The sequence below is a fragment of the Hymenobacter glacieicola genome, from assembly GCF_014640315.1.
Classification (GTDB): Bacteria; Bacteroidota; Bacteroidia; order Cytophagales; family Hymenobacteraceae; genus Hymenobacter; species Hymenobacter glacieicola.
Genome location: NZ_BMGS01000004.1, coordinates 320042 through 339035, shown reverse-complemented (window position 1 = coordinate 339035; position 18994 = coordinate 320042). Strand labels below are relative to the sequence as shown.

14 protein-coding genes are annotated in these 18994 nt (G+C 61.9%); 6 read left to right on the top strand and 8 right to left on the bottom strand.

Annotated elements, in window-relative coordinates; translation table 11 throughout:
• Positions 1-129: 129 nt before the first annotated feature.
• Positions 130-1179, bottom strand: coding sequence for an LLM class flavin-dependent oxidoreductase (locus tag IEW18_RS09385; RefSeq protein WP_188557578.1), 1050 nt, complete (start codon positions 1177-1179; stop codon positions 130-132).
• A gap of 362 nt (positions 1180-1541) precedes the next feature.
• Between IEW18_RS09385 and IEW18_RS09380 the strand changes: the two genes are divergently transcribed.
• Together IEW18_RS09380 and IEW18_RS09375 are read left to right on the top strand one after the other, a co-directional pair.
• A complete protein-coding gene (locus IEW18_RS09380) occupies positions 1542-2180 on the top strand; it encodes a sulfite oxidase-like oxidoreductase (RefSeq protein ID WP_188557577.1) in 639 nt (212 codons plus the stop codon).
• Positions 2177-2917 (top strand): ferredoxin reductase, encoded by a 741-nt coding sequence (locus IEW18_RS09375; protein ID WP_188557576.1) that lies wholly within the window; start codon positions 2177-2179, stop codon positions 2915-2917. The genes IEW18_RS09380 and IEW18_RS09375 overlap by 4 nt, the downstream gene beginning before the upstream one ends.
• A gap of 15 nt (positions 2918-2932) precedes the next feature.
• Here the strand turns inward: IEW18_RS09375 and IEW18_RS09370 are convergent, their stop codons facing one another.
• The 3 genes from IEW18_RS09370 to IEW18_RS09360 form a co-directional block, all read right to left on the bottom strand.
• Positions 2933-3703: a YdcF family protein gene (locus IEW18_RS09370; protein WP_188557575.1), complete on the bottom strand. Its 771-nt coding sequence runs from the start codon at positions 3701-3703 to the stop codon at positions 2933-2935.
• 339 nt (positions 3704-4042) lie between these two features.
• Positions 4043-4390, bottom strand: coding sequence for a thioredoxin family protein (locus IEW18_RS09365; protein WP_188557574.1), 348 nt, complete (start codon positions 4388-4390; stop codon positions 4043-4045).
• Between the two features lie 133 nt (positions 4391-4523).
• A complete protein-coding gene (locus IEW18_RS09360) occupies positions 4524-6305 on the bottom strand; it encodes a DUF885 domain-containing protein (protein ID WP_188557573.1) in 1782 nt (593 codons plus the stop codon).
• Positions 6306-6449: 144 nt separating this feature from the next.
• Here IEW18_RS09360 and IEW18_RS09355 point away from each other — a divergent pair, with 144 nt between their 5' ends.
• Together IEW18_RS09355 and IEW18_RS09350 are read left to right on the top strand one after the other, a co-directional pair.
• Entirely contained in the window at positions 6450-7643 is a 1194-nt protein-coding gene (locus tag IEW18_RS09355; RefSeq protein WP_188557572.1) for a lactonase family protein, read from the top strand.
• A gap of 380 nt (positions 7644-8023) precedes the next feature.
• The gene (locus IEW18_RS09350) at positions 8024-8506 is read left to right on the top strand and encodes a hypothetical protein (RefSeq protein ID WP_188557571.1); all 483 of its coding nucleotides are present in this window, start codon (positions 8024-8026) and stop codon (positions 8504-8506) included.
• 4 nt (positions 8507-8510) lie between these two features.
• Here IEW18_RS09350 and IEW18_RS09345 read toward each other — a convergent pair whose 3' ends face one another.
• From IEW18_RS09345 to IEW18_RS09330, 4 genes are all read right to left on the bottom strand, one after another.
• Entirely contained in the window at positions 8511-9713 is a 1203-nt protein-coding gene (locus tag IEW18_RS09345) for an acetate/propionate family kinase (RefSeq protein WP_188557570.1), read from the bottom strand.
• Positions 9714-9786: 73 nt separating this feature from the next.
• Positions 9787-10725: a DUF808 domain-containing protein gene (locus tag IEW18_RS09340; RefSeq protein ID WP_188557569.1), complete on the bottom strand. Its 939-nt coding sequence runs from the start codon at positions 10723-10725 to the stop codon at positions 9787-9789.
• Positions 10726-10858: 133 nt separating this feature from the next.
• Complete coding sequence (gene pta / locus IEW18_RS09335) at positions 10859-12949, bottom strand: phosphate acetyltransferase (protein WP_188557568.1); 2091 nt, start codon at positions 12947-12949, stop codon at positions 10859-10861.
• A gap of 267 nt (positions 12950-13216) precedes the next feature.
• Positions 13217-15817, bottom strand: a complete 2601-nt coding sequence (locus IEW18_RS09330; RefSeq protein ID WP_188557567.1) for a PAS domain-containing sensor histidine kinase — start codon at positions 15815-15817, stop codon at positions 13217-13219.
• Positions 15818-15991: 174 nt separating this feature from the next.
• Here IEW18_RS09330 and IEW18_RS09325 point away from each other — a divergent pair, with 174 nt between their 5' ends.
• Entirely contained in the window at positions 15992-17443 is a 1452-nt protein-coding gene (locus IEW18_RS09325) for a DNA/RNA non-specific endonuclease (RefSeq protein ID WP_188557566.1), read from the top strand.
• 199 nt (positions 17444-17642) lie between these two features.
• Complete coding sequence (locus IEW18_RS09320; protein ID WP_188557565.1) at positions 17643-18806, top strand: MFS transporter; 1164 nt, start codon at positions 17643-17645, stop codon at positions 18804-18806.
• Positions 18807-18994: the final 188 nt, after the last annotated feature.

Below are 18994 nucleotides of genomic sequence, written 5' to 3'. Positions count from 1 at the left end.
GGGCTTTGTGTTGAAAGCTAGTTGTCTCCGCAACGCAGAAGGAAGCTGGCTTTATCTTCTTTATTGGAGCCCAACTTCTTTCGGCGTTGGAATAACTAAGAAGGGAAATGACACGGTGGGGCAGTGAGGCTACCCCTGGTTCGAGGCTACTTCTACCCGTGCCGCATCGTGGGCGCTACCCTTCAGCTCAGCCAGGATTTCGTAGGAGCGCAGGCGGGCGGCGTGGTCGTAGATGTGCGAAACAACCATGAGCTCCGCCACTTGGGTTTGCGCAACAAAGGCTTCCAGCTGCCGGGCAATGGTGCTGGGGCCGCCAATGAAGACGTAGGTCATCATCTGGCGCACGGCGGCTTCCTCGTAGTCGGTCCAGTAGCCCTCCATCGTATCCAGCGGGGGCTGCAGGGGAAGCGTGGTGCCGCGGATGATGCCCAGGGCAAACACGTAGAACGAGGTAGCTAGGCGCTCGGCCTCCTCGTCGGTATCCGCCGCAATTACATTCACACAGGCCATGGCATACGGCTCGGAGAGCTGATCTGAGGGCCGGAAGTTGCGGCGGTATAACCCCAGGGCCTCGTGCAAATAGGTAGGCGCAAAGTGGCTGGCGAAGGCAAACGGCAAACCCAGCAAGGCCGCCAGCTGGGCGCTGTACGTGCTGGAGCCGAGCAGCCACATCGGAATATCGAGGCCCTCGCCCGGCACGGCCCGCACCCGGCTCCCCCGGTTTTCGGCCGAAAGGTAGGTTTGCAGCTCCTGCACGTTGCGGGGGAAGTCGTTGGCGGCCGTGTGCTGGTCGCGGCGCAGGGCCTGGGCCGTCAGCTGGTCGGTGCCGGGGGCGCGACCCAGGCCCAGGTCGATGCGGCCGGGGTAGAGCGAGGCCAGGGTCCCGAACTGCTCGGCAACAACCAGCGGGGCGTGGTTAGGCAGCATAATCCCGCCCGAGCCTACCCGGATGCTGGAAGTGCCGCCCGCCACGTGCCCAATCAGAATGGCCGTGGCCGAGGAGGCAATGCTGGCCATGTTGTGGTGCTCGGCCAGCCAGTAGCGCCGGTAGCCCCATTGCTCGGCGTGGCGGGCCAAATCAACGCTGTTGCGGAAAGTATCGGCGGGCGTGTAGCCGGCCAGAATGGCGGCCAGATCCAGCACCGAGAGGGTGAGGCTGGCAAGCGGGGTAGTGTTCATGTCAGAGGTGGATAAGGAAGGCCAGCCGATGGGCGGAATGAGTAGGTCGCGCGGCTAGTAGCTCCAGAGTTGCCGGCTAGGGTCTTTTCAGCCAGTAGGCCCAACCAACAGGCCGCGCGACTCACTGCCGGAGCCGGGCGTACCCCGCGGCGCGGGGCCGCGCTTTCGGGTTACAACTGAATCGAAGGCGTAAAAACCAAGCTCGGGTCCAAAAGGTTTAGAGCCCCCAGAAACTCCTTTTTTCAGTACTTGGCCCCCGGGCGGCCGCTGGCTTAGGCTGGCCGCAGGTGCGCGCCCGCGGCTTTCTTGCTTAGCGGGCAGAATGGCAGTGTCGTATTTTCCTGGCTCATACCCTGATTTTTATGCAGAACTCCTTTTTCAACCGCGGCTTCCAGCGCAAGCGCCCCGCTACTGCCCACGTGCTGCCCCCGGGCCAGTACGAAACCCAGGATTTTCCGGTGCTCAGCGCCGGACCCACTCCGCGACTTAGCCTTGACCGATGGTCCTTCGGACTGGACGGGCTGGTGAGCAGCGCGCAGCAGTGGAGCTGGGCTGAGTTCAACGCCCTGCCCCAGCAGGATTTCACTGTCGATATCCACTGCGTCACGCAATGGTCGAAGTTTGGCACCCAGTGGCGCGGCGTGAGCCTGGATACGCTGCTCGAACTGGCCGGACCCACTACGGAGGCGCACTACGTGATGGCCCACTGCTACGGGGGCTACACCACCAATCTGCCCCTGACCGACCTGACGGGCGGTAAAGCCTTTATTGGCCTACAATACGATGGGCAGCCTCTGACTCCTGACCACGGCGGCCCGGCCCGCTTGGTGGTGCCCCACCTCTATTTCTGGAAAAGCGCCAAGTGGGTGCAGCGCCTGGAGCTGCGGGCCGAGGATGCCCCCGGCTTCTGGGAACGGGCCGGCTACAGCATGTACGGCGACCCGTGGAAGGAGCAGCGCTACCTCGACGATGATGAGGACCTGGCCGCCGGCACCCGATGAGCCGCCTGGACTGGCAGTTGGCCACCGTAGAAAAGGTAGTCACGGAAACCCCGCGCGTGAAAATCTTCCTCCTGCGCCTACCCCACTGGACGCCCCACCAACCCGGCCAGCACTACACCCTGCGCCTTACTGCTCCGGATGGCTACCAGGCCCAGCGCAGTTACTCCGTGGCTTCCCCACCCGAGCAAACCGGCCAGATTGCGCTTACCGTGGAACTGGTGGAGGACGGTGAGGTTTCAAGCTACCTGTTCGAAGGCGTTGAGAGCGGCGACCAACTGGAAGTGCGCGGCCCGATTGGCGGGTATTTCGTGTGGGAGGCTACCCCCGAGGCCGGGCCGTTACTGCTGGTGGCGGGTGGCTCGGGCGTGGTGCCCCTAATGGCGATGCTGCGGCATCGGCAGCGCCGGGGCTTGCGCAACCCCACGGTGCTGCTCTACAGCGTCCGCACTCCCCAGGACGTAATCTACCACCGGGAGCTGCTGAGCATGGCCGCGGCGGATGCTTCGTTTACGCTGCTGCTTACGTTTACCCGCGCCGCACCGCCGCAGTGGACCGGCTACCAGCGCCGCCTGGATGCCGGACTGCTCACGGAAGTTCTTAACCGATTCAGCGCCGCGCCGGCGTGCTTTATCTGCGGGCCAACGGGACTGGTGGAGGCAGCTGCAAGCAGGCTGGCGGCCCTGGGAGTACCGCCGGAAGCCATTCGGACGGAGCGGTTTGGGCCCAGCGGCACCTAACGCGGCCGGTTGCGGCTAGGCCACATACCCCTGAACCCGGTACACGGCATAGCCTACCATCTCATGAATCAGGATGCTCCACAGGCGCGGGGCATCGTCGCTGGGAATCAGCCAGTACGTGAGCGTAGCCTGCCGGTCAGAGGAGTAGTAGGATGCCGGAAAGACGGCGGGAGCCAAGCCTACCCTGCGGAAGCACCCCACCGCGCGGCGCTCGTGAAAAGCGGACGTAATCAGCACAATCGATTTGATTTCCGGGTGTTGAGCCAGGACTTCCTGGGTATTAAGCGCATTTTCGCGGGTGTTGCGGCTGCGGGTTTCCAGCAGAATGTCTTGCCGGGGCACGCCCGCCAGCCGCAGCAGGATGCCTAATTCCTCGGCCTCTGAGCGGGTCCTGACGCCGCCCAAGGCTCCCGAACCGCCCGATACAATGATTTTGCGGATGCGCCCGGCCCGGTACAGCCACAACGTGTGCAGCAACCGGTCGGCGCCCTGCTCCACGTACACCCGGTCGTGGGGCGACTTGCGGCCCTTGGTGATGCCCGTCAGCAGTACGCCCGCATCGTGGCGGCCCAGTTGGGTGAGCGTTACGGGCGGAATTTCCCAGGCCAGCAGAGCTTCGTTAACCAGGGCGCCGTTGGTTAGCACCAGCAGCAAAGCTACCCCCAACAGCAGCAGCCGTGGCCCCCACTTGGAGCGACGCAGCACGGCCGCCAGTACCAGCACTGCTACCACCCATACCAGGGGCGAAATCAGGAAATCGAGGAGTTTGGACAGAATAAAGAACATAGCCGCGAAGCTACGAGCGCCCGGCAAGTATGCCACGCTTGTTCCCAACTGCTACCCCTGGTTTCCTAGCAGAAGCAAACCAGAAGGTCTGATGAGCGCACAAAAAAGTCTGTCATCCTGGGCCCGGCGTAGATTCTTGCCCCGCCTGAAGAGCTGTCGTTGTTACGGCTCGTTCTCGGGTGACAAGGTCCTTCGCGGGGCTCCGGATGACAGACTTTAGTGACTATTTCGTGCCTGTTTTATGCACGGGGCATACTAAAACAAGCTCTGCCGTTTCTACTGAAGTGCGCTAACTGCACGCTTAAGCAGGCAGCAAAGCCGCCAGCGCTGCCCGGGGCATTACTGGGCTACCTCAACGGCATCAGTGCAGGTTTGCAGATGGGTTAGCATGGTTAGCACTTCCTGTTCTGTGCGCAACGTGTCGCACTCCACCAACCGTCCGCGGCAGTAAGCCACGAAAAACGGGGCCACTTTGGCATCCATCATTTTGCGGGCCACGGGGTTTTCATCGGCATCCAGGCGAAGAAAAACCGTCGTTAAAAAGCGTGAATCCACAGAGAACTGCTCGAAGGGAGGAGCCAACAGGTCGCAAACGGCGCAGTTTTCTGAAGTAAACTTGGCCAGTACCCGGGGGTAGTCGTGAATAAGGGTGCGCAGACCTTCGTCGTTGGTGTCAATAACTTTCATACAATGCATGCTACGTAAGCAGGTAGTCTGGGAACCCATACTGCCCGCAAACTTCTCCGGCAGAGAAAAAATTCGCCCTGAAAAATCTTTCCAGGGCTCATTTTTTGATTCCTAAAACGAGAAACTACCCGCCTTAGTTATCGCCTAGCATCATCTGGCGGATATATTTTACCGGGGCGCTACCGTAGCTCAGGAATTGCTCGTGAAAGGTTTTCAGGTCGAATTTGCTTCCCTGCTGCTTTTTCAGTTCCTGGCGCAAATCATAGATTTCGGTAGAGCCGGTGAAGTAGCTGCTCAGTTGCACCTGGCTTAGCGTCGCGCGGCGCCATTTGTTGCGGGCCTCGGCTTCTTCCTGGAATCCGTCGCGCTGGAGCAGGGCCACGGCCTGGGCCTCCGTGATGGTGCCGGCTTGCACGTCGTGGTCGAGGATGGCGTTCAGGGTCACGCGCATGTTCCACTTGTCCCACATCAGCCAGATTTCGTCGGTGTTGCCGCCGTAGCCACTTTCCAGCATCATGCGCTCGGTGTACACGGCCCAGCCCTCAATCATGGCCCCGTTGCCGAAGATGGATTTCACCAGCGAGGGGCTGCGGTTGGCGTACACCAGCTGGGTGTAGTGGCCCGGAATGGCCTCGTGGATGTTGAGAATCTGGAGGGTGTACTGGTTGTATTCGCGCAGGTAGCTTTCGGCCTGGGCCGCCGGCTGCCCATCCAGGGGCTCCACGTTATAATAGGTGTTGGCGGCTTTGTCGTAGGGGCCGGGGGCCGAAATGCTGGCGCCGGCGCCGCTGCCGCGCATGTAGAGCGGGGTTTCGCGCACCACCAGGGGCTTAGTGGGGTCCTGGGTGAGCAGCTGGTGGTCATCCACCCACTTTACCAGGGTCGGCATCTGGTCTTTCACGGCCTGCACGAAGCCGGCGGGGGTAGCGTGCTTTTCGGATAGCTTACTGATAACCTGTTTAATCAGGGCTACTGAATCTGCAGGCATGGCTTGACCAGGGAAGTACTTGGGCCAGAGGCGGGTAGCCCGGCGGCCCATGTCGCGGAGCAGCTCCCGGCGGTGCTGCTGGGCCTTCTGGTACACCTGGTCGGCGGAGTAGGTCGACTGAATATCCAGCGCAAATTTGCGGTCAAACAGGGGCTTGCCGATGCGGAAGGAGCGGAACTTACCGGCCGGTAGCACCTCCTGCTGCAGAAAGCGCACGTAGCCTTCCATTACGAGGCGGGTGGTAGCAATGCGGCTGGTTAGGTCCTTTTTCTCCTGGGCCGACAAGCCCGACTTGGCCACCGAATCCTGCAGGGCCGGCCCGAATACGGCCAAACCGCCCTGGGTTTGCAGAATGGCCAGGTTGGTATGCTCGCGGGTGGGCGTCTGGATGTTCTGCTTGGCAGCCTCGTAGTAGTCGGCGGCGCGGCTGATTTTGGTGCTGATGGCGCGCAGGCGACGGTCCAGCGGGTGGTAGCGCCCGTTCAGGATTTCCGCCACCGAGGAACCCAGGTTATAGTTTGCGGGGTTCCACTGCCAGTCGCGTAGGGTGTCAGCGTAGAAGCGGGCCGAGGCCAGGTAGTTCTGCAGCAGACGGTAGTCGGTCTGGTTGTTGACCGAGAGGTCCTCGACCTTGAAAATTTCCATTTCCTGGCGGCGGCGGGCGAGGGCGGCAGCTTCCGTCTGGCGGCGGCCTGCGTTAGGAATCACCAGCAGCGAATCGTAGCGGTGGTAGCCGGCGGAAGAGGCCCATTCGGGGTTGTAGTACCACAGCGAGTCAATGAAGCGCTGCTTGTACCGGTCGAAGTCGGCATCCACGGTTTCGGGCGTACCGGAAGTGGGCTTGGTGTTGGAATTGCAGGCGCTGAAAGCCGCTAGGCCCGCCACGGCCGCTGCCAGCACCAGCCGGGAGGGGTAGGAATTCGTCATAAATACAGTAAAAGGGGGTAGTTCAGGTGCCAAGGTAGCGGACAAGGACGTGGATTGCCGCCGGGCGTTGCCGAAAGCAGCAACATGCCACATTTATATCCCATTTTTACATTCTTCCTATCCTAATTACTTTTTACCTCGCTCATGCCCCAGCCTTCCCGCAGCCGCCGCCACTTCCTCCAAATGCTTAGCGCCGGGCTAGCCGGTAGCGCCCTGCTCGCGGCCTGCGCCCGGGTTGGGTCAAGTTCCACTGCCGCCACAAGCTACCTGGTGTACGTGGGCACCTACGGCCCCGCCGACCAGGATAACATCTGGCTGTATCGGTTGGAGCCGGCCACGGGGGGCCTGACGCGGGTAACGGGGGCCCGGGGTGGCGCCAGCCCTTCTTTTCTGACGGTGGATGCCAGGCACCGCACCCTCTACGCCGTCAATGAAATCGATAATTACCAGGGCACGCCCAACGGCGGCGTCAGCGCCTTTGCCATCGACCAGCAAAGCGGGGGCCTCACGCTGCTGAACCAGCAGGCCTCGGGCGGCACTATTCCGTGCTACATCAGCCTGGATAAGTCGGGGCGACACGCGCTGGTAGCGAATTACGGCAACGGCACGGTGGCGGCTCTACCTCTCGGGGAAGGTGGCAAGCTGCAGCCAGCTTCTTCGGTGGACCAGCACACGGGCCACGGTCCGCACAAAAACCAAACGAATCCGCGCGGCCACTGCATGCTCCCCGACCCTAGCGGCAAGTTTCTGTTTGCCGTGGATTTGGGCAACGATACCGTATACGGCTACACCCTGGCCCCCGGCGGCCAACTGCAGCGCCTGCCCGCTCCGGCCCACCAGGCCAAGCCCGGCGCGGGGCCGCGCATCCTTACCTTCCACCCTAGCAAGCCCCTGGCCTACCTCATCAACGAGCTGGATTCCACCATGACGGCCCTGGCCTACGATGCCAGCCGGGGCACGTTCCGGGAAATTCAGACGATAACCACGCTACCCGCCGGCTTTACCGAGTGGAATGCCTGCGCCGACGTGCATGTGTCGCCCAATGGCAAGTTCCTGTACGGCTCCAACCGCGGGCACAACAGCTTGGTGGTGTACGCCATCGACCCCAGCAGCGGCCGCCTCACGCTGGTGGAGCACGTGATGCTCCCCGGCAAAACGCCCCGCAGCTTCACCTTCGACCCCAGCGGGCGGGTAGTGCTGGTGGCCCACCAGCAGTCCGATACAGTGGTTACCTACTTCGCCGATGCCCGCACCGGCCGCCTCACCCCCGCCGGTATCAGCGTGGATATGACCTCCCCCGTGTGCCTGCAGGTCTACCCCGACTTTCTGCGAGGCTAGCCAGGAGCTGGTAGAAAGAGGTAATAGTACATCCATCTTTCAGCGCTACTGTCCTGCCGTGGCATATTAGGCACTGATAATGTGACTACTACCTACAGCGGCGGATTAAAGCCAAGGCTCTTTCCCCTCCTTCCCAAGGAGGGGAAAGAGCTTTCTAACTCTACTATTCGTCGTTCCCATCTCGCTTGGCTAATGTCTAGTTACTCTACTGCAACCTCAGCCGCGAGCGGCTTCGCCTCCGGCTCTACAAGACGTTCTTTATCCAACCACATGCCTGATGGAAGGTGGTACTATTTTGGCTGGCTTGACGTTTGCTTAGCGGCATTCAGTCGTTTTACTCGACATAACTGGCCTACCTTTCTTTCCTTCCGCTGCTTTTTATGAAACGTCTTGGTGGCCTGGCTCTGCTGGCTTTCCTGCCCCTTTCCTTACATGCTCAGCAAGCCGGCTCGGTGCAGCGGCTGGATGAGAGCAACGGTTTTCGGGGCTTGCGCTTTGGCGCTCCACTTACCGAGGCCCTGCACCTGCGCCTCGTCAGGGATGGCGGCGACGAAAAGATTTACGAGCGCACCGATGAGGATTTGCGGCTGGGCTCGTTTTCGGCTACGCGCATTCACTACAAGTTTTTTCGGGGCCAGTTTGCCGCCGTGACTATCATCGTGAAGGGGGCCGAACACGCCCCGCGCGTGCTGCCTACCTTCCAGCAGGTGTACGGACCAGGCAAGATGGAAGGCTTCAGCTGCAAGTGGCAGGGCCGGCAGGTGGCCCTTTCCTGCGCCTCCTGGAGCAACGACAACGCCATTCTAGCCATGTCGAGCCTACCCCTAGCGGCCCAGATGAAACAGGCCAAGGGCCACAAGTAAGCCCCTACCCTGCCAGCAGCGCGGCGCACTGACGCGCTATTTCCAGCTCCTCGTTGGTGGGCACCACCAGCACCTTCACGCGGGCACCTGGCTTACTGATTTCCCGGATGCCGGGGCGGCGCTGCTGGTTTTCCTGCTCCTCTAGCTCAATACCCAGAAATGCCAGCCCCTCGCAGGCTTTACGGCGCACCAGGGCGTCGTTTTCGCCCACCCCGGCCGTGAATACTACCGCATCTAGCCCGCCCAGCGCGGCCGCGTAGGCCCCAATGTACTTGCGGATGCGGTAGGCGTAGAGGTCGTAGGCCAGGGTAGCGCGGGCGTCGCCCTGCTCCAAGGCCCGGGTGATGTCGCGCATGTCAGAGAGGCCGGTGAGGCCCAGCATGCCGCTTTCCTTGTTCAGCAGCGTACTGATTTGCTCGGCCGAGTAACCCAGCTGGCCCATCAGGTGCAAGACCACCGAGGGGTCCAGGTCGCCGGTGCGGGTGCCCATCACCAGCCCGGTCAGGGGGCCGAAACCCATGCTGGTATCGAGGCAGCGGCCCGCGTGCACGGCGGCGGCGCTGCAGCCGTTGCCCAGGTGCAGGGTCACGAGGCGGGCATCGGGCTGGCCCAGGTAGGTAGCGGCCTGCTGGGCTACGTACTGGTGGCTGGTGCCGTGGAAACCGTACACCCGCACCCGTTCCTCGGTGTAGAGCTGCTCGGGCAGGGCGTAGCGAAAGGCGTGCTCGGGCAGGGTCTGGTGGAAAGCGGTGTCGAACACGGCTATCTGGCGGGCCCGGGGGAAGATGCGCTCCGCCACGTCGATGCCCAGCAGGTTGGCCGGGTTGTGCAGGGGCGCCAGGGCAAACAAGCGGCGGATTTCGGCCTTTACTTCTTCGTTTATCTGGGTGGTAGCCGCGAAACTCTCCCCGCCGTGCACCACCCGGTGGCCCACTACCTCCACCTCCGCCGGGTCGCGGAGTACGCCGTGCGCTGCGTCGGTTAACAGGGCCACCACTTCGCGCAGGCCGGCTTCGTGGTCGGGCAGGGCCAGGGTCCGCCGGGTTTCCTGGGGCGCATCAGCAGCGGTAAACACTTTGTGGGTGATGGTGGCATTCGGGTAGCCGATGCGCTCCACTAGGCCGCTGCACACCGGCTGCTGAGCCGGCCACCGGAACAACTGGTATTTGATGGAGGAGCTGCCCGAGTTAACGACGAATATGTTCATGCAGGAGAAGCAGAAAGTCAACCAAAGAATACAAGAGCTAAAAAGCCAGGCCCGCTCCTCGGAAAGTGATGTACTACGCTGTGGGCGCCTCCTTTTTGGTGGGCCATACCTTCTTCACCAGCCGTACCACCTGGTCGATAAAGAAGCCCAGGATAAGGCCGCCAATGCCGCAGGCCAGCACCTTGGCAAGCCAGGCCAGGGCCGGCACGTTGGCCAGGGCCTGCTCTAAGTCGTGCAGTAAGTGGGCGGTGAAGGGGATGCCGTGGGCAATGATTTCGGCCCCTACCCACAGCATGGCCGCCGTGCCTACGTAGCTCAGAACCCGCAGGAAGCTGGGCATAAACTTGACGATGCCGCGCCCAATTTTCTGGGTGGCGGGGCCGAACTTTTCCCCGGCCAAGTGCAGGCCGATGTCGTCCGCTTTTACAATCAGGCCCACAAAGCCGTACACGGCCACGGTAATAAACACCGCCACGGCCAGCATCACCAGAATCTGGTTGGCTATGGGTTGGCCGGTTACCTGGCTGTAGGCAATGGCCATGATTTCGGCCGATAAAATAATATCGGTTCTGACGGCGCCCGTAACCCGCTCTTTCTCCAGCTCCTCCGGGGTAATGGCTTTCACCTGCTCACTTTCCGCGTGCACCTCGTCGTGCTTGCTCAGCATGGAATGCACCTTCTCGTAGCCCTCAAAGCACAGATAGGCCCCGCCCAGCATCAGGATCGGCGTAATGGCCCAGGGCGCGAAATACCCCAGCACCAAGGCCGCCGGACTTAAAATCAGGATTTTGTTGATGAGGGATTTCTTGGCAATCTGGTAGATGATGGACAGCTCCCGGGAGGGGTCCAGGCCCACGACGTACTTGGGCGTCACGGCCGTATCATCTATCACGATGCCGGACACCTTGCCGGTGGTTTTGGCTACCTGCGCCGGCACATCGTCGAGGCTGGCCGCGCTGACTTTCACCAAAGCCGAAATATCATCTAGTAAAGCAAAAAGTCCTGAAGGCATAGGTTGGATTGACTGCGCTGTTGCGGTGTGAAAAAATGGGGGCTTGCTACCCGTTTTACCAGGCTGCAAGCTACAAGGAAAGTAAACGAGGTAGCAGCGTTTCCCCCGCTGCCGCCGGCCAACGGCCTGTTCTCTACCCCTGCTGGCTCTGGATGGCCGTGATGATGACCGTGTTGTACACGTCGTCGACGGTGCAGCCGCGGCTTAGGTCGTTCACGGGTTTGTTGAGGCCTTGCAGCACCGGCCCGATGGCCAGGGCCCCGGTTTCGCGCTGCACGGCTTTGTAGGTATTGTTGCCCGTGTTCAAATCAGGGAAGATGAGCACGCTGGCCTGGCCGGCTACTTCCGAGTCGGGCAATTTCTGGCGGCCCACGATGGGGTCCACGGCGGCGTCGTACTGAATGGGACCGTCCACTTTCAGGTCGGGGCGCTTCTGCCGGACCAGCTCCGTGGCCTGGCGCACCTTCTCCACGTCAGCCCCCGCCCCCGACGTGCCCGATGAGTAGGACAGCATGGCAATGCGGGGCTCGATGCCGAAGGCCTGGCTGCTTTCGGCCGAGGAAATAGCAATTTCCGCCAGCTGCTCGGCCGTGGGGTTGGGGTTCACGGCGCAGTCGCCGAATACGGCCACCCGGTCGGGCAGGCACATAAAGAACACCGACGACACCACCGACACGCCCGGTTTGGTTTTGATGAACTGCAGGGCCGGCCGGATGGTGTGCTGGGTGGTGTGCACCGCCCCCGACACCATGCCGTCGGCGTGGCCCTGGTGCACCATCATGCTCCCGAAGTACGACACGTCGCGCATCATGTCCCGGGCCATGTCCTCGTTTACGCCCTTGCTGCGGCGCAGCTCATAAAAAGCCTGCACGTAGCCGGGGTAGTAGCTGGAACTCACCGGGTCCAGCACCTGCAAATGCTCGCCGACGGGCAGGTGCAGGCCCAGCCGTTTGGCCGACGCCGCTACCTCCTGGGGGTTGCCGAGAATGGTCAGGTCCACAATGTCCTGGTGCAGGAGCAGGGCGGCGGCGCGCAGAATCCGGTCGTCGTTGCCCTCGGGCAGCACAATGTGCTGGCGCTTCCGCTTGGCCCACTGCAGCAGCCGGTACTGGAACATGTGGGGCGTGATGCCCTCGGGCTGGTAGCTGACCATACGCTCCTGCAGGGCGCGCACGTCCACGTAGCGCTCAAACGTCTGGATGGCCAGCTGAATCTTCTGCGGATTGTCGGGCGAGATGCGCGACTTGATGGCCCCTACCCGGGTGCTCGTCTCGAAGGTGCCGGTGGGCACGGCCAGGATGGGCACCACCGTTTGCAGGCCTGCAATCAGACGGCGCACCGGCTCCTCCGGCTCCGAGCCGGCCGTGAGTACAATGCCGGCCACGCGGGGGTAGCTGGCCGAGAGGTTGGCTTGCAGGGCCCCAATGATGATGTCGCCCCGGTCGCCGGGGGTTACGATGAGCACGTTTTCCTTGAGGTAGTTCAGGAAGTTGGGCAGCTGCATGGCCCCAATCACGTAGTTATCGACCTGGTTGCCCAGCTCGGCCTCGCCCAGCAGCACCTTGCCGCCCAGCCCCTGCTGAATTTCGCGCATGGTGGGGTGCAGCAGGTTTACATCCTCGGGAATGACGGCCAGCAGCACTTCTGCCGGCAGCTGGGCGCGCAGCAATTCGCGCACGTCTGCCGCCTGCTCGGGCCGGATGCGGTTGGCTACGGCGGCCAGCACCTGCACTTCCCGGGCCTCGAAGCTGCGCAGCACGGTAAGCACCGTGCTGACTACCTGGGCCGTAGTTTTGCCTTCCCCCGACACCACCATCAGCACCGGCACGCCCAGGTTTTTGGCAATGGACACGTTGGCGTCGAACTCAAACGCGGCGCCGGGGCCCACAAAGTCGCTGCCTTCTACCACCGTGAAATCGTACTGTTCCTCCAGCAGCTTGTACTTGTGAATGACGGTGTCAATCAGCTCGCCCTGGGCGTCGGCCTCCAGCAAACGTAGCGCTTCGGGGCGGGTGTAGGCAAAGGTATCCTCGTAGGCCAGCGGGAGCTTGAAGTAGCTGAGCACGGTAGCAATGTGCGGGTCCTGGGGCTGGTCGCCGGCAATGATGGGCTTGAAGTAGCCCACCCGTTGGGCCTGGCCCAGCAGCAGGTTCACCAGGCCCAGAGCCAGCAACGATTTGCCGCTGTACGGCTCAGCCGAGGCAATAAAGATGGTTTTGGTCATTGCCGTGAAAGTTGGTAGCAGATGCGGCAGGACGGCGGATGAGGCCGGGGCCGCAGGGAAGTACTGCCTACGCAAGCCAATCGGGCAAGGATAACAGGTGGGCAGTTCAGACTTGAAAATTTAAGTTTTCCGCTACAGCAGCGGCCTGACAGCACACTACACGGCCTTCTATTTTCACACTGAAAATCAGTTCTTTACAGCTTCTCTATCCCTCTTAAGACACTTCTACGCTGGCAAGCCTGCCCAGCAGCCAGCCCAAGCGCCTTCCTACCGCGGCAGGTACACGGAAAACGTGGAGCCCTCCCCAACCGTGCTGGCTACCTCAATGCGGCCGCCGGCATTTTCCACCATTTTATTAACCATGTACAGCCCGATACCTGTGCCCTCGACGTGGGCGTGGTAGCGGCGAAACATCACGAATAGCTTTTGCCCGTTGGCCATGTCTAGACCCAGGCCGTTATCCCGCACTTCCAGCACCAGAAACTGCGGCTCCGTTCGGCACTGCACCTGCACCCGCGGCACCCGCTCGGGGTGGTGATACTTCACGGCGTTGCTGATGAGGTTGTACACCACGGAGCGTAGGTTTTTCTCGGAAAAGGCCACCATGGGGCAATCCTCCACGTGCAGCTCCAGTTGGGCGCCAGTTTCCTGAAGCAGGGGCGCCAGGTCCAGGAGTACGCCTTCCAGCACCGGAGCCAGGGCTACCTCCGTAGACGGCTGGGCGTATTCCTGCTGGAGGCGGGCCACGTCGGTGAGCTGGGCAATGGTGGTTTTAAAGCGCTCCACTGACCCGTACATCAGCTCCAGAATCTGGGTTACCTCTGGGGTATCGGGGGTAGAAGGCAGGCTATCCTGCAAGGCGTTCAGCAACCCTTCAATGTTGAGAATAGGCGCTTTCAGATCGTGGGAGGCCGTGTAAATAAAGTTGTCCAGGTCCACATTGGTGCGCTTGAGCTGCTGGTTGGTTAGTAGCAGGTCTTGGTTTCTGCCTTCCAGCTTGGCATTGGTTGCTTCCAGCTCGTCCGTCAGAAGCTGTAGCTGCTGCTGCACTACCTTGCGCGCAGTTATCTCCGTCACAACGCCCGCCATACGCAGGGCTTCCCCATCTTCGGCGTAGAAGACCTTGCCTCGCACTTCAATCCAGCGGCGCTGCCCATCGAGGCGGACAATCTGGGTTTCAAATTGCAACGCCCCCGTACGACGGGCCTCCTCAAATGCTGCTACTACCAGCGGCCGGTGCTCGGGTACTATGTGGTTCATAAACCGTTCCAGGCCCCACTCGGCCTGTGCCGTGGCGTAACCAAACAGCTGATCGTGCTGCAAGGACCGCTCGGAGGCATCCGTGCGCAAATCCAGGTGCCAGGTTCCCATCTGGCCGGCCGTCAAGGCCAGTTGCAGCAGCTCTTGGCTACGCTCCCCCTCCCGGCGGGCCAGTACCTTATCGGTGGCATCCACAATAAAGGCCAGAATTCCTTGGGTGTTGCCTTGCTCCGTTACCAAGGGCTGGTACACGAAATCGATGTACTGCTGCCGGGGCGCGTTGCTGACTGGGTCGTACAGCAGTACGGGCGCTTCTACCCCTACAAAAGGCTGGCCCGTGCTGTACACCTTATCTAGCAGGCGCACAAACCCCTGTGCGTTTACTTCCGGCAGGGCCTCGGCCACAGACAAGCCACGCTGGGCCCGTTGCCCAGTTAGCACGTAGTAGCTGCTATTGAAAAAAGTGTACTGATGCTCAGGGCCGGCAAGGGTGGCAATGGAGGCCGGAACCTGGCTTAGGATATGCTGAAGCAACTGCTTTTGCTGCTCCAGCAGCTGGCCCTGCTGCTCGGCTTTGCGTAGAGCTTCCGCTACCTGGGTCGTACGCACCTCCACGCGCGCCTCCAGTTCCTGGTTTAGGTTCAGCAGGCTGCGTTGCGCCTCTGCCAGCTCCGTGTTGTTGATGCTGAACTCCTCGTTGGCCGCTTGCAGCTCTTCGTTGTAAATGGCCAGTTCCTGATTCAGCAGCTCCACCTGCCGGCGGGCAGTTACTTGCTCCGTTACGTCGTTGGCAAAATTCAGCAGGCCATAAATGCTCCCATCCGCATCGCGCAGGGCTTGGAAAAACACGTTGAAGTAGCGCTTTTCCAGCCGCCCCGATTTAGTTAAGTCAACCCAGGTTTCCTGTTCCTGGTGGTAATATGGCTCCCCGGTGCGGTACACGTGGGCCAGCACCTCATATATACCCTGACTCCTGAGCTCAGGTAAAGCCACGGCCAGGGGCAAGCCCTGCATAACACGCTCCGGAAACAGTTGCTGGTAGTGCGGATTTACCAACTCAAACACCAGGTCGGGGCCGTGGGTGATGGCCACGCACACGGGCAGTTGCATAAGCATATCGTGCAGGCGCTGGCGTTGGGTTTCGGTATCGGCGCGGGCCTGCCGCTCCCGGGCGTGACTTTCCCGCAGCACCTGCTCCACGGTGCTGCGGTTCTGGTCGGCGGTATCAGTAAAGCTGACCACTAGCAAGCTGCCGCTACGCCGGGCGACCAGGTGAAAAAAATTATCCAGCCGGTCGGCTTGGTAGTTGACATCGAAGCGTTCGGCCTGCCCGTTCTCAAAGGCCTGGCAGTAATAGGTAAACACGCCGTTCTGCTGGCAGGATGGATACTGGGAAAGCAGGGTCCAGCCGACTTTCTCCGTCAGCTCCAGCATCCGCTGGGCCGCCTGGTTAAGGCGTACGCACCGGAAATCAACGATTTCTGGGGTGCCAGGGGCATACACCGGCTGGTAGAACAGCACGCCCGTCAGCGACACGAACAGCACATCATCGAGCAGTTCCGTGGCGGAAGGCGACTCAGTAGCCGGAAAAGGAGGGGTAGCGGACATGGCAGCAGGGGCGGCGTAACTAGGAATAAGATCTGCAAGTTCACAGAACGCGCAGGGAATCCAACCTGCACGGTAGTTAGTTGCCTGCGCACGGCACGATATTCCCCGCTGGTAACTCGGCGCGGAATGCTCAGCTTCTGCACTACATTCGTTGCGCATTTTGTACCGCTGTTTATGTTTTCACGCCCCGCTCCCTTGCTTTCCTTCGCTCTGCTGCTCAGCCTGACCACGCTGGGCTGCTCCCAAAACTCCCCCGAAACGGCCCGCACGCCCCCGGCCAACCCGTCGGCTGCTCAGCCAGTGCAGTCGGACATGGGGCGCTTCCCGGAAACCTTTGAGTCGGCCGAGAAAGGAGCCTACGCTACTGCCGATGAAAACCTAAGCTCCGGATCCTGGCACTTCGAGGATGCCCTGATCGGCTCTTCTGAACAGGACCACAAAAACGGGCAGCGCGCGGCGCGCCTGCGCGGGCAGGGGCGGCTGCGCATGAACTTTGATGCCCCAAGTGGCGTGCAAACCATCCGCATCAAAAGCGCCGCCTACGGCAACGACCCGGCCAGCACCTGGGAGCTGTGGGGCAGCCTAGACCAGGGCCGCACGTTTCGGCGCATCGGGCAGCCGGTGCGGGCCCAGGGGCCGCGGCTCATTGTAACGACGTTTCAGGGCGGAGCGGCCGGCCCCTTGCGTCTGGAAATCCGCAAGACCGATGGGGGTACGGGCCGCCTGAACATCGACGACATTGCCCTGGAAGCAAGCAGCGGTGGGGTGGCCGGCGGTGGGGTGGCCCCGGCTCCCTCAGCCCCTACCCCACCAGCACCCAGCCTACCCCCCAGCACTACCGCCCAGGCCGAGGCCGTAGTAATGGGCCGCGACGAGAACCTGGCCCTAGGCAACCCCAGCGGCGCCACCCCGGACGTAAACACGCCCACCAACTACCTGCTCATCAAGCCCCAGTTCACTATTGGCTACAACGCCCTCCGCGGTACGCCCACCTGGGTTAGCTGGCACCTGAACCGGGCCTGGATGGGCGCGGCTCCCCGCCAGGATGACTTCCGCCCCGACCCGGCCCTGCCCCGCCAGTTTTACCAGGTGTCGCGCAACTCCTACGCGGGCTCCGGCTTCGACAAAGGCCACAACTGCCCCAGCGCCGACCGCACCACGGACCTGGACGACAACTCGGCTACCTTCCTGATGACCAACATGATTCCGCAGGCCGGCAACAACAACCAGCGCACCTGGAGCGCCCTGGAGGAATGGGGCCGCGACCAAGTGCGCCAGGGTCAGGAAATCTACGTTATCATGGGCAGCTACGGCAAGGGCGGCACCGGCCAGAACGGCAAACTAACGACCATCGACCAGGGCCGGGTAACGGTGCCCGCCCGCATCTGGAAGGTGCTGGTGCTGCTACCAGAAGGCAGCAACGACCTGCAGCGCATCGCCGCCGGCCAAGCCCGCGTCGTAGCCGTGGATACGCCCAACGACCAGTCGGTGAGCCCCGACTGGAGCCGGTACCGCGTGAGCGTGGACGCCATTGAGGCCGCTTCCGGCCTGGATTTACTCAGTAAGCTTCCGCTGGCCGTCCAAGACCGGCTGGAAGCGCGCGTTGACACGGGCCCGGTGCGGTAGCGCGGGCGGGCCCCAACCTCGGCAGCAACCTCTCGGGTAGGTGGGCGTACATGCCAGCAGTAGAAACCAAGAGGGCTTCCGCAGTTTTGCTGATCTTTACCCCGGCGCGCCCCACCGCGCTTACTTCTGCTCTAACTCCCACCCATTATGCCCCTACCGGGGTGTAATGGGTGTTTTTTTGACTTGCCAACCGTTTCCTATGCCTGCTCCGACCCTTACTTCGTCTCTGCTCCGGCCCCACCGCACGTACCGCCTGGCCGTTAGCGCCGCGTTTTTGCTGCAGGGCCTGTGCTTTTCCACGTGGGCGGCGCGCATTCCTACCGTGCAGCAGCAGCTCGGCCTTTCCGATACCGAGCTAGGAGGCGTATTGCTGGCCGTGCCCGTGGGCTCCATGGCCTCGCTGCCGCTGTCGGGGTGGCTGGTGGCCCGCTTTGGCAGCCGGTTGCTCACGGTGCTGGGCCTGTTTCTGTACGCGGCGTTTCTGCCGTTGCTGGGGCTGGCCACTACTATCCCGCTGCTGATGGGGGCCCTGGTTTTGTTCGGGCTGGCCAGCAACATGGCCAACATCAGCATTAACACCCAGGCCGTGGGCGTGGAGGCCCTGTACGGCAAGTCCATTATGGCGGCCTTCCACGGCTTGTGGAGCCTGGCGGGCTTTGCGGGCGCGGCCCTCGGCACCTTTATGATCAGCAACGCCATTGCGCCCTTGCCCCACTTTCTGCTGGTGGCGGCCGTGGTCATCAGCAGTGTGTTTCTGGTCCGCCCGTATTTGCTGCCGGCCGATGCGCCCCGGGAAGCGGATGCCCCGATTTTTGTGCTCCCCGACAAGTCGTTGCTGCTGCTGGGCGTGCTGGCCTTCTGCTCCCTGCTCTGCGAGGGCACCATGTTTGACTGGAGCGGGGTATACTTCGGCAAAATTGTGCGGGCCGATAAAGACCTAGTGGGCGTGGGGTTTGCCGCCTTTATGAGCACCATGGCGGCGGGCCGTTTCGTGGCCGATTGGTTTGCGGACCGCTTCGGCCGCCAGCGTACCCTGGTGCTGAGTGGTTTGCTCGAAGCCGCGGGCTTACTCATTGCGGTGGCTTTTCCGAATGTGGTTGCTGCTACCCTGGGCTTTATGCTGGTAGGATTGGGGGTGTCGTCGGTGGTGCCGCTGGTGTACGGAGCCGCCGGGCGTTCCAAAACCATGTCGCCGGGCGTGGCGCTGGCTGCGGTGTCTACGGTTGGGTTTGCCGGTTTTTTGCTCGGCCCGCCTGTCATCGGGCTGGTGGCCGGCGCTACCAACTTGCGGGTGTCATTTACCCTGATTGCCCTCATGGGCTTAGCGGTAGCCGCCCTGGCCCGCCGCTCAGATATTGACTAACTGACCACGTTACCCATCTTCACTCAGCTTGGCAACCAGCCGGCTACTCAGGGGCGCGGTTCTGAACGCTACAGCTTGCGCAAACTGTAGCGTTAAAAACCGATATGAGCCAATTCCTGGATTCAACGCCAGCGGCCCGCCGTTTCGGGGCGGGCCGCTGGTAGTATGCGAGTTGCAATGACGCAGTA

Coding starts and splice junctions, on each gene's coding strand:
- IEW18_RS09385 (WP_188557578.1), bottom strand. CDS start 1,179: ATGAACACTACCCCGCTTGCCAGCCTCACCCTCTCGGTGCTGGATCTG.
- IEW18_RS09380 (WP_188557577.1), top strand. CDS start 1,542: ATGCAGAACTCCTTTTTCAACCGCGGCTTCCAGCGCAAGCGCCCCGCT.
- IEW18_RS09375 (WP_188557576.1), top strand. CDS start 2,177: ATGAGCCGCCTGGACTGGCAGTTGGCCACCGTAGAAAAGGTAGTCACG.
- IEW18_RS09370 (WP_188557575.1), bottom strand. CDS start 3,703: ATGTTCTTTATTCTGTCCAAACTCCTCGATTTCCTGATTTCGCCCCTG.
- IEW18_RS09365 (WP_188557574.1), bottom strand. CDS start 4,390: ATGAAAGTTATTGACACCAACGACGAAGGTCTGCGCACCCTTATTCAC.
- IEW18_RS09360 (WP_188557573.1), bottom strand. CDS start 6,305: ATGACGAATTCCTACCCCTCCCGGCTGGTGCTGGCAGCGGCCGTGGCG.
- IEW18_RS09355 (WP_188557572.1), top strand. CDS start 6,450: ATGCCCCAGCCTTCCCGCAGCCGCCGCCACTTCCTCCAAATGCTTAGC.
- IEW18_RS09350 (WP_188557571.1), top strand. CDS start 8,024: ATGAAACGTCTTGGTGGCCTGGCTCTGCTGGCTTTCCTGCCCCTTTCC.
- IEW18_RS09345 (WP_188557570.1), bottom strand. CDS start 9,713: ATGAACATATTCGTCGTTAACTCGGGCAGCTCCTCCATCAAATACCAG.
- IEW18_RS09340 (WP_188557569.1), bottom strand. CDS start 10,725: ATGCCTTCAGGACTTTTTGCTTTACTAGATGATATTTCGGCTTTGGTG.
- pta (WP_188557568.1), bottom strand. CDS start 12,949: ATGACCAAAACCATCTTTATTGCCTCGGCTGAGCCGTACAGCGGCAAA.
- IEW18_RS09330 (WP_188557567.1), bottom strand. CDS start 15,817: ATGTCCGCTACCCCTCCTTTTCCGGCTACTGAGTCGCCTTCCGCCACG.
- IEW18_RS09325 (WP_188557566.1), top strand. CDS start 15,992: ATGTTTTCACGCCCCGCTCCCTTGCTTTCCTTCGCTCTGCTGCTCAGC.
- IEW18_RS09320 (WP_188557565.1), top strand. CDS start 17,643: ATGCCTGCTCCGACCCTTACTTCGTCTCTGCTCCGGCCCCACCGCACG.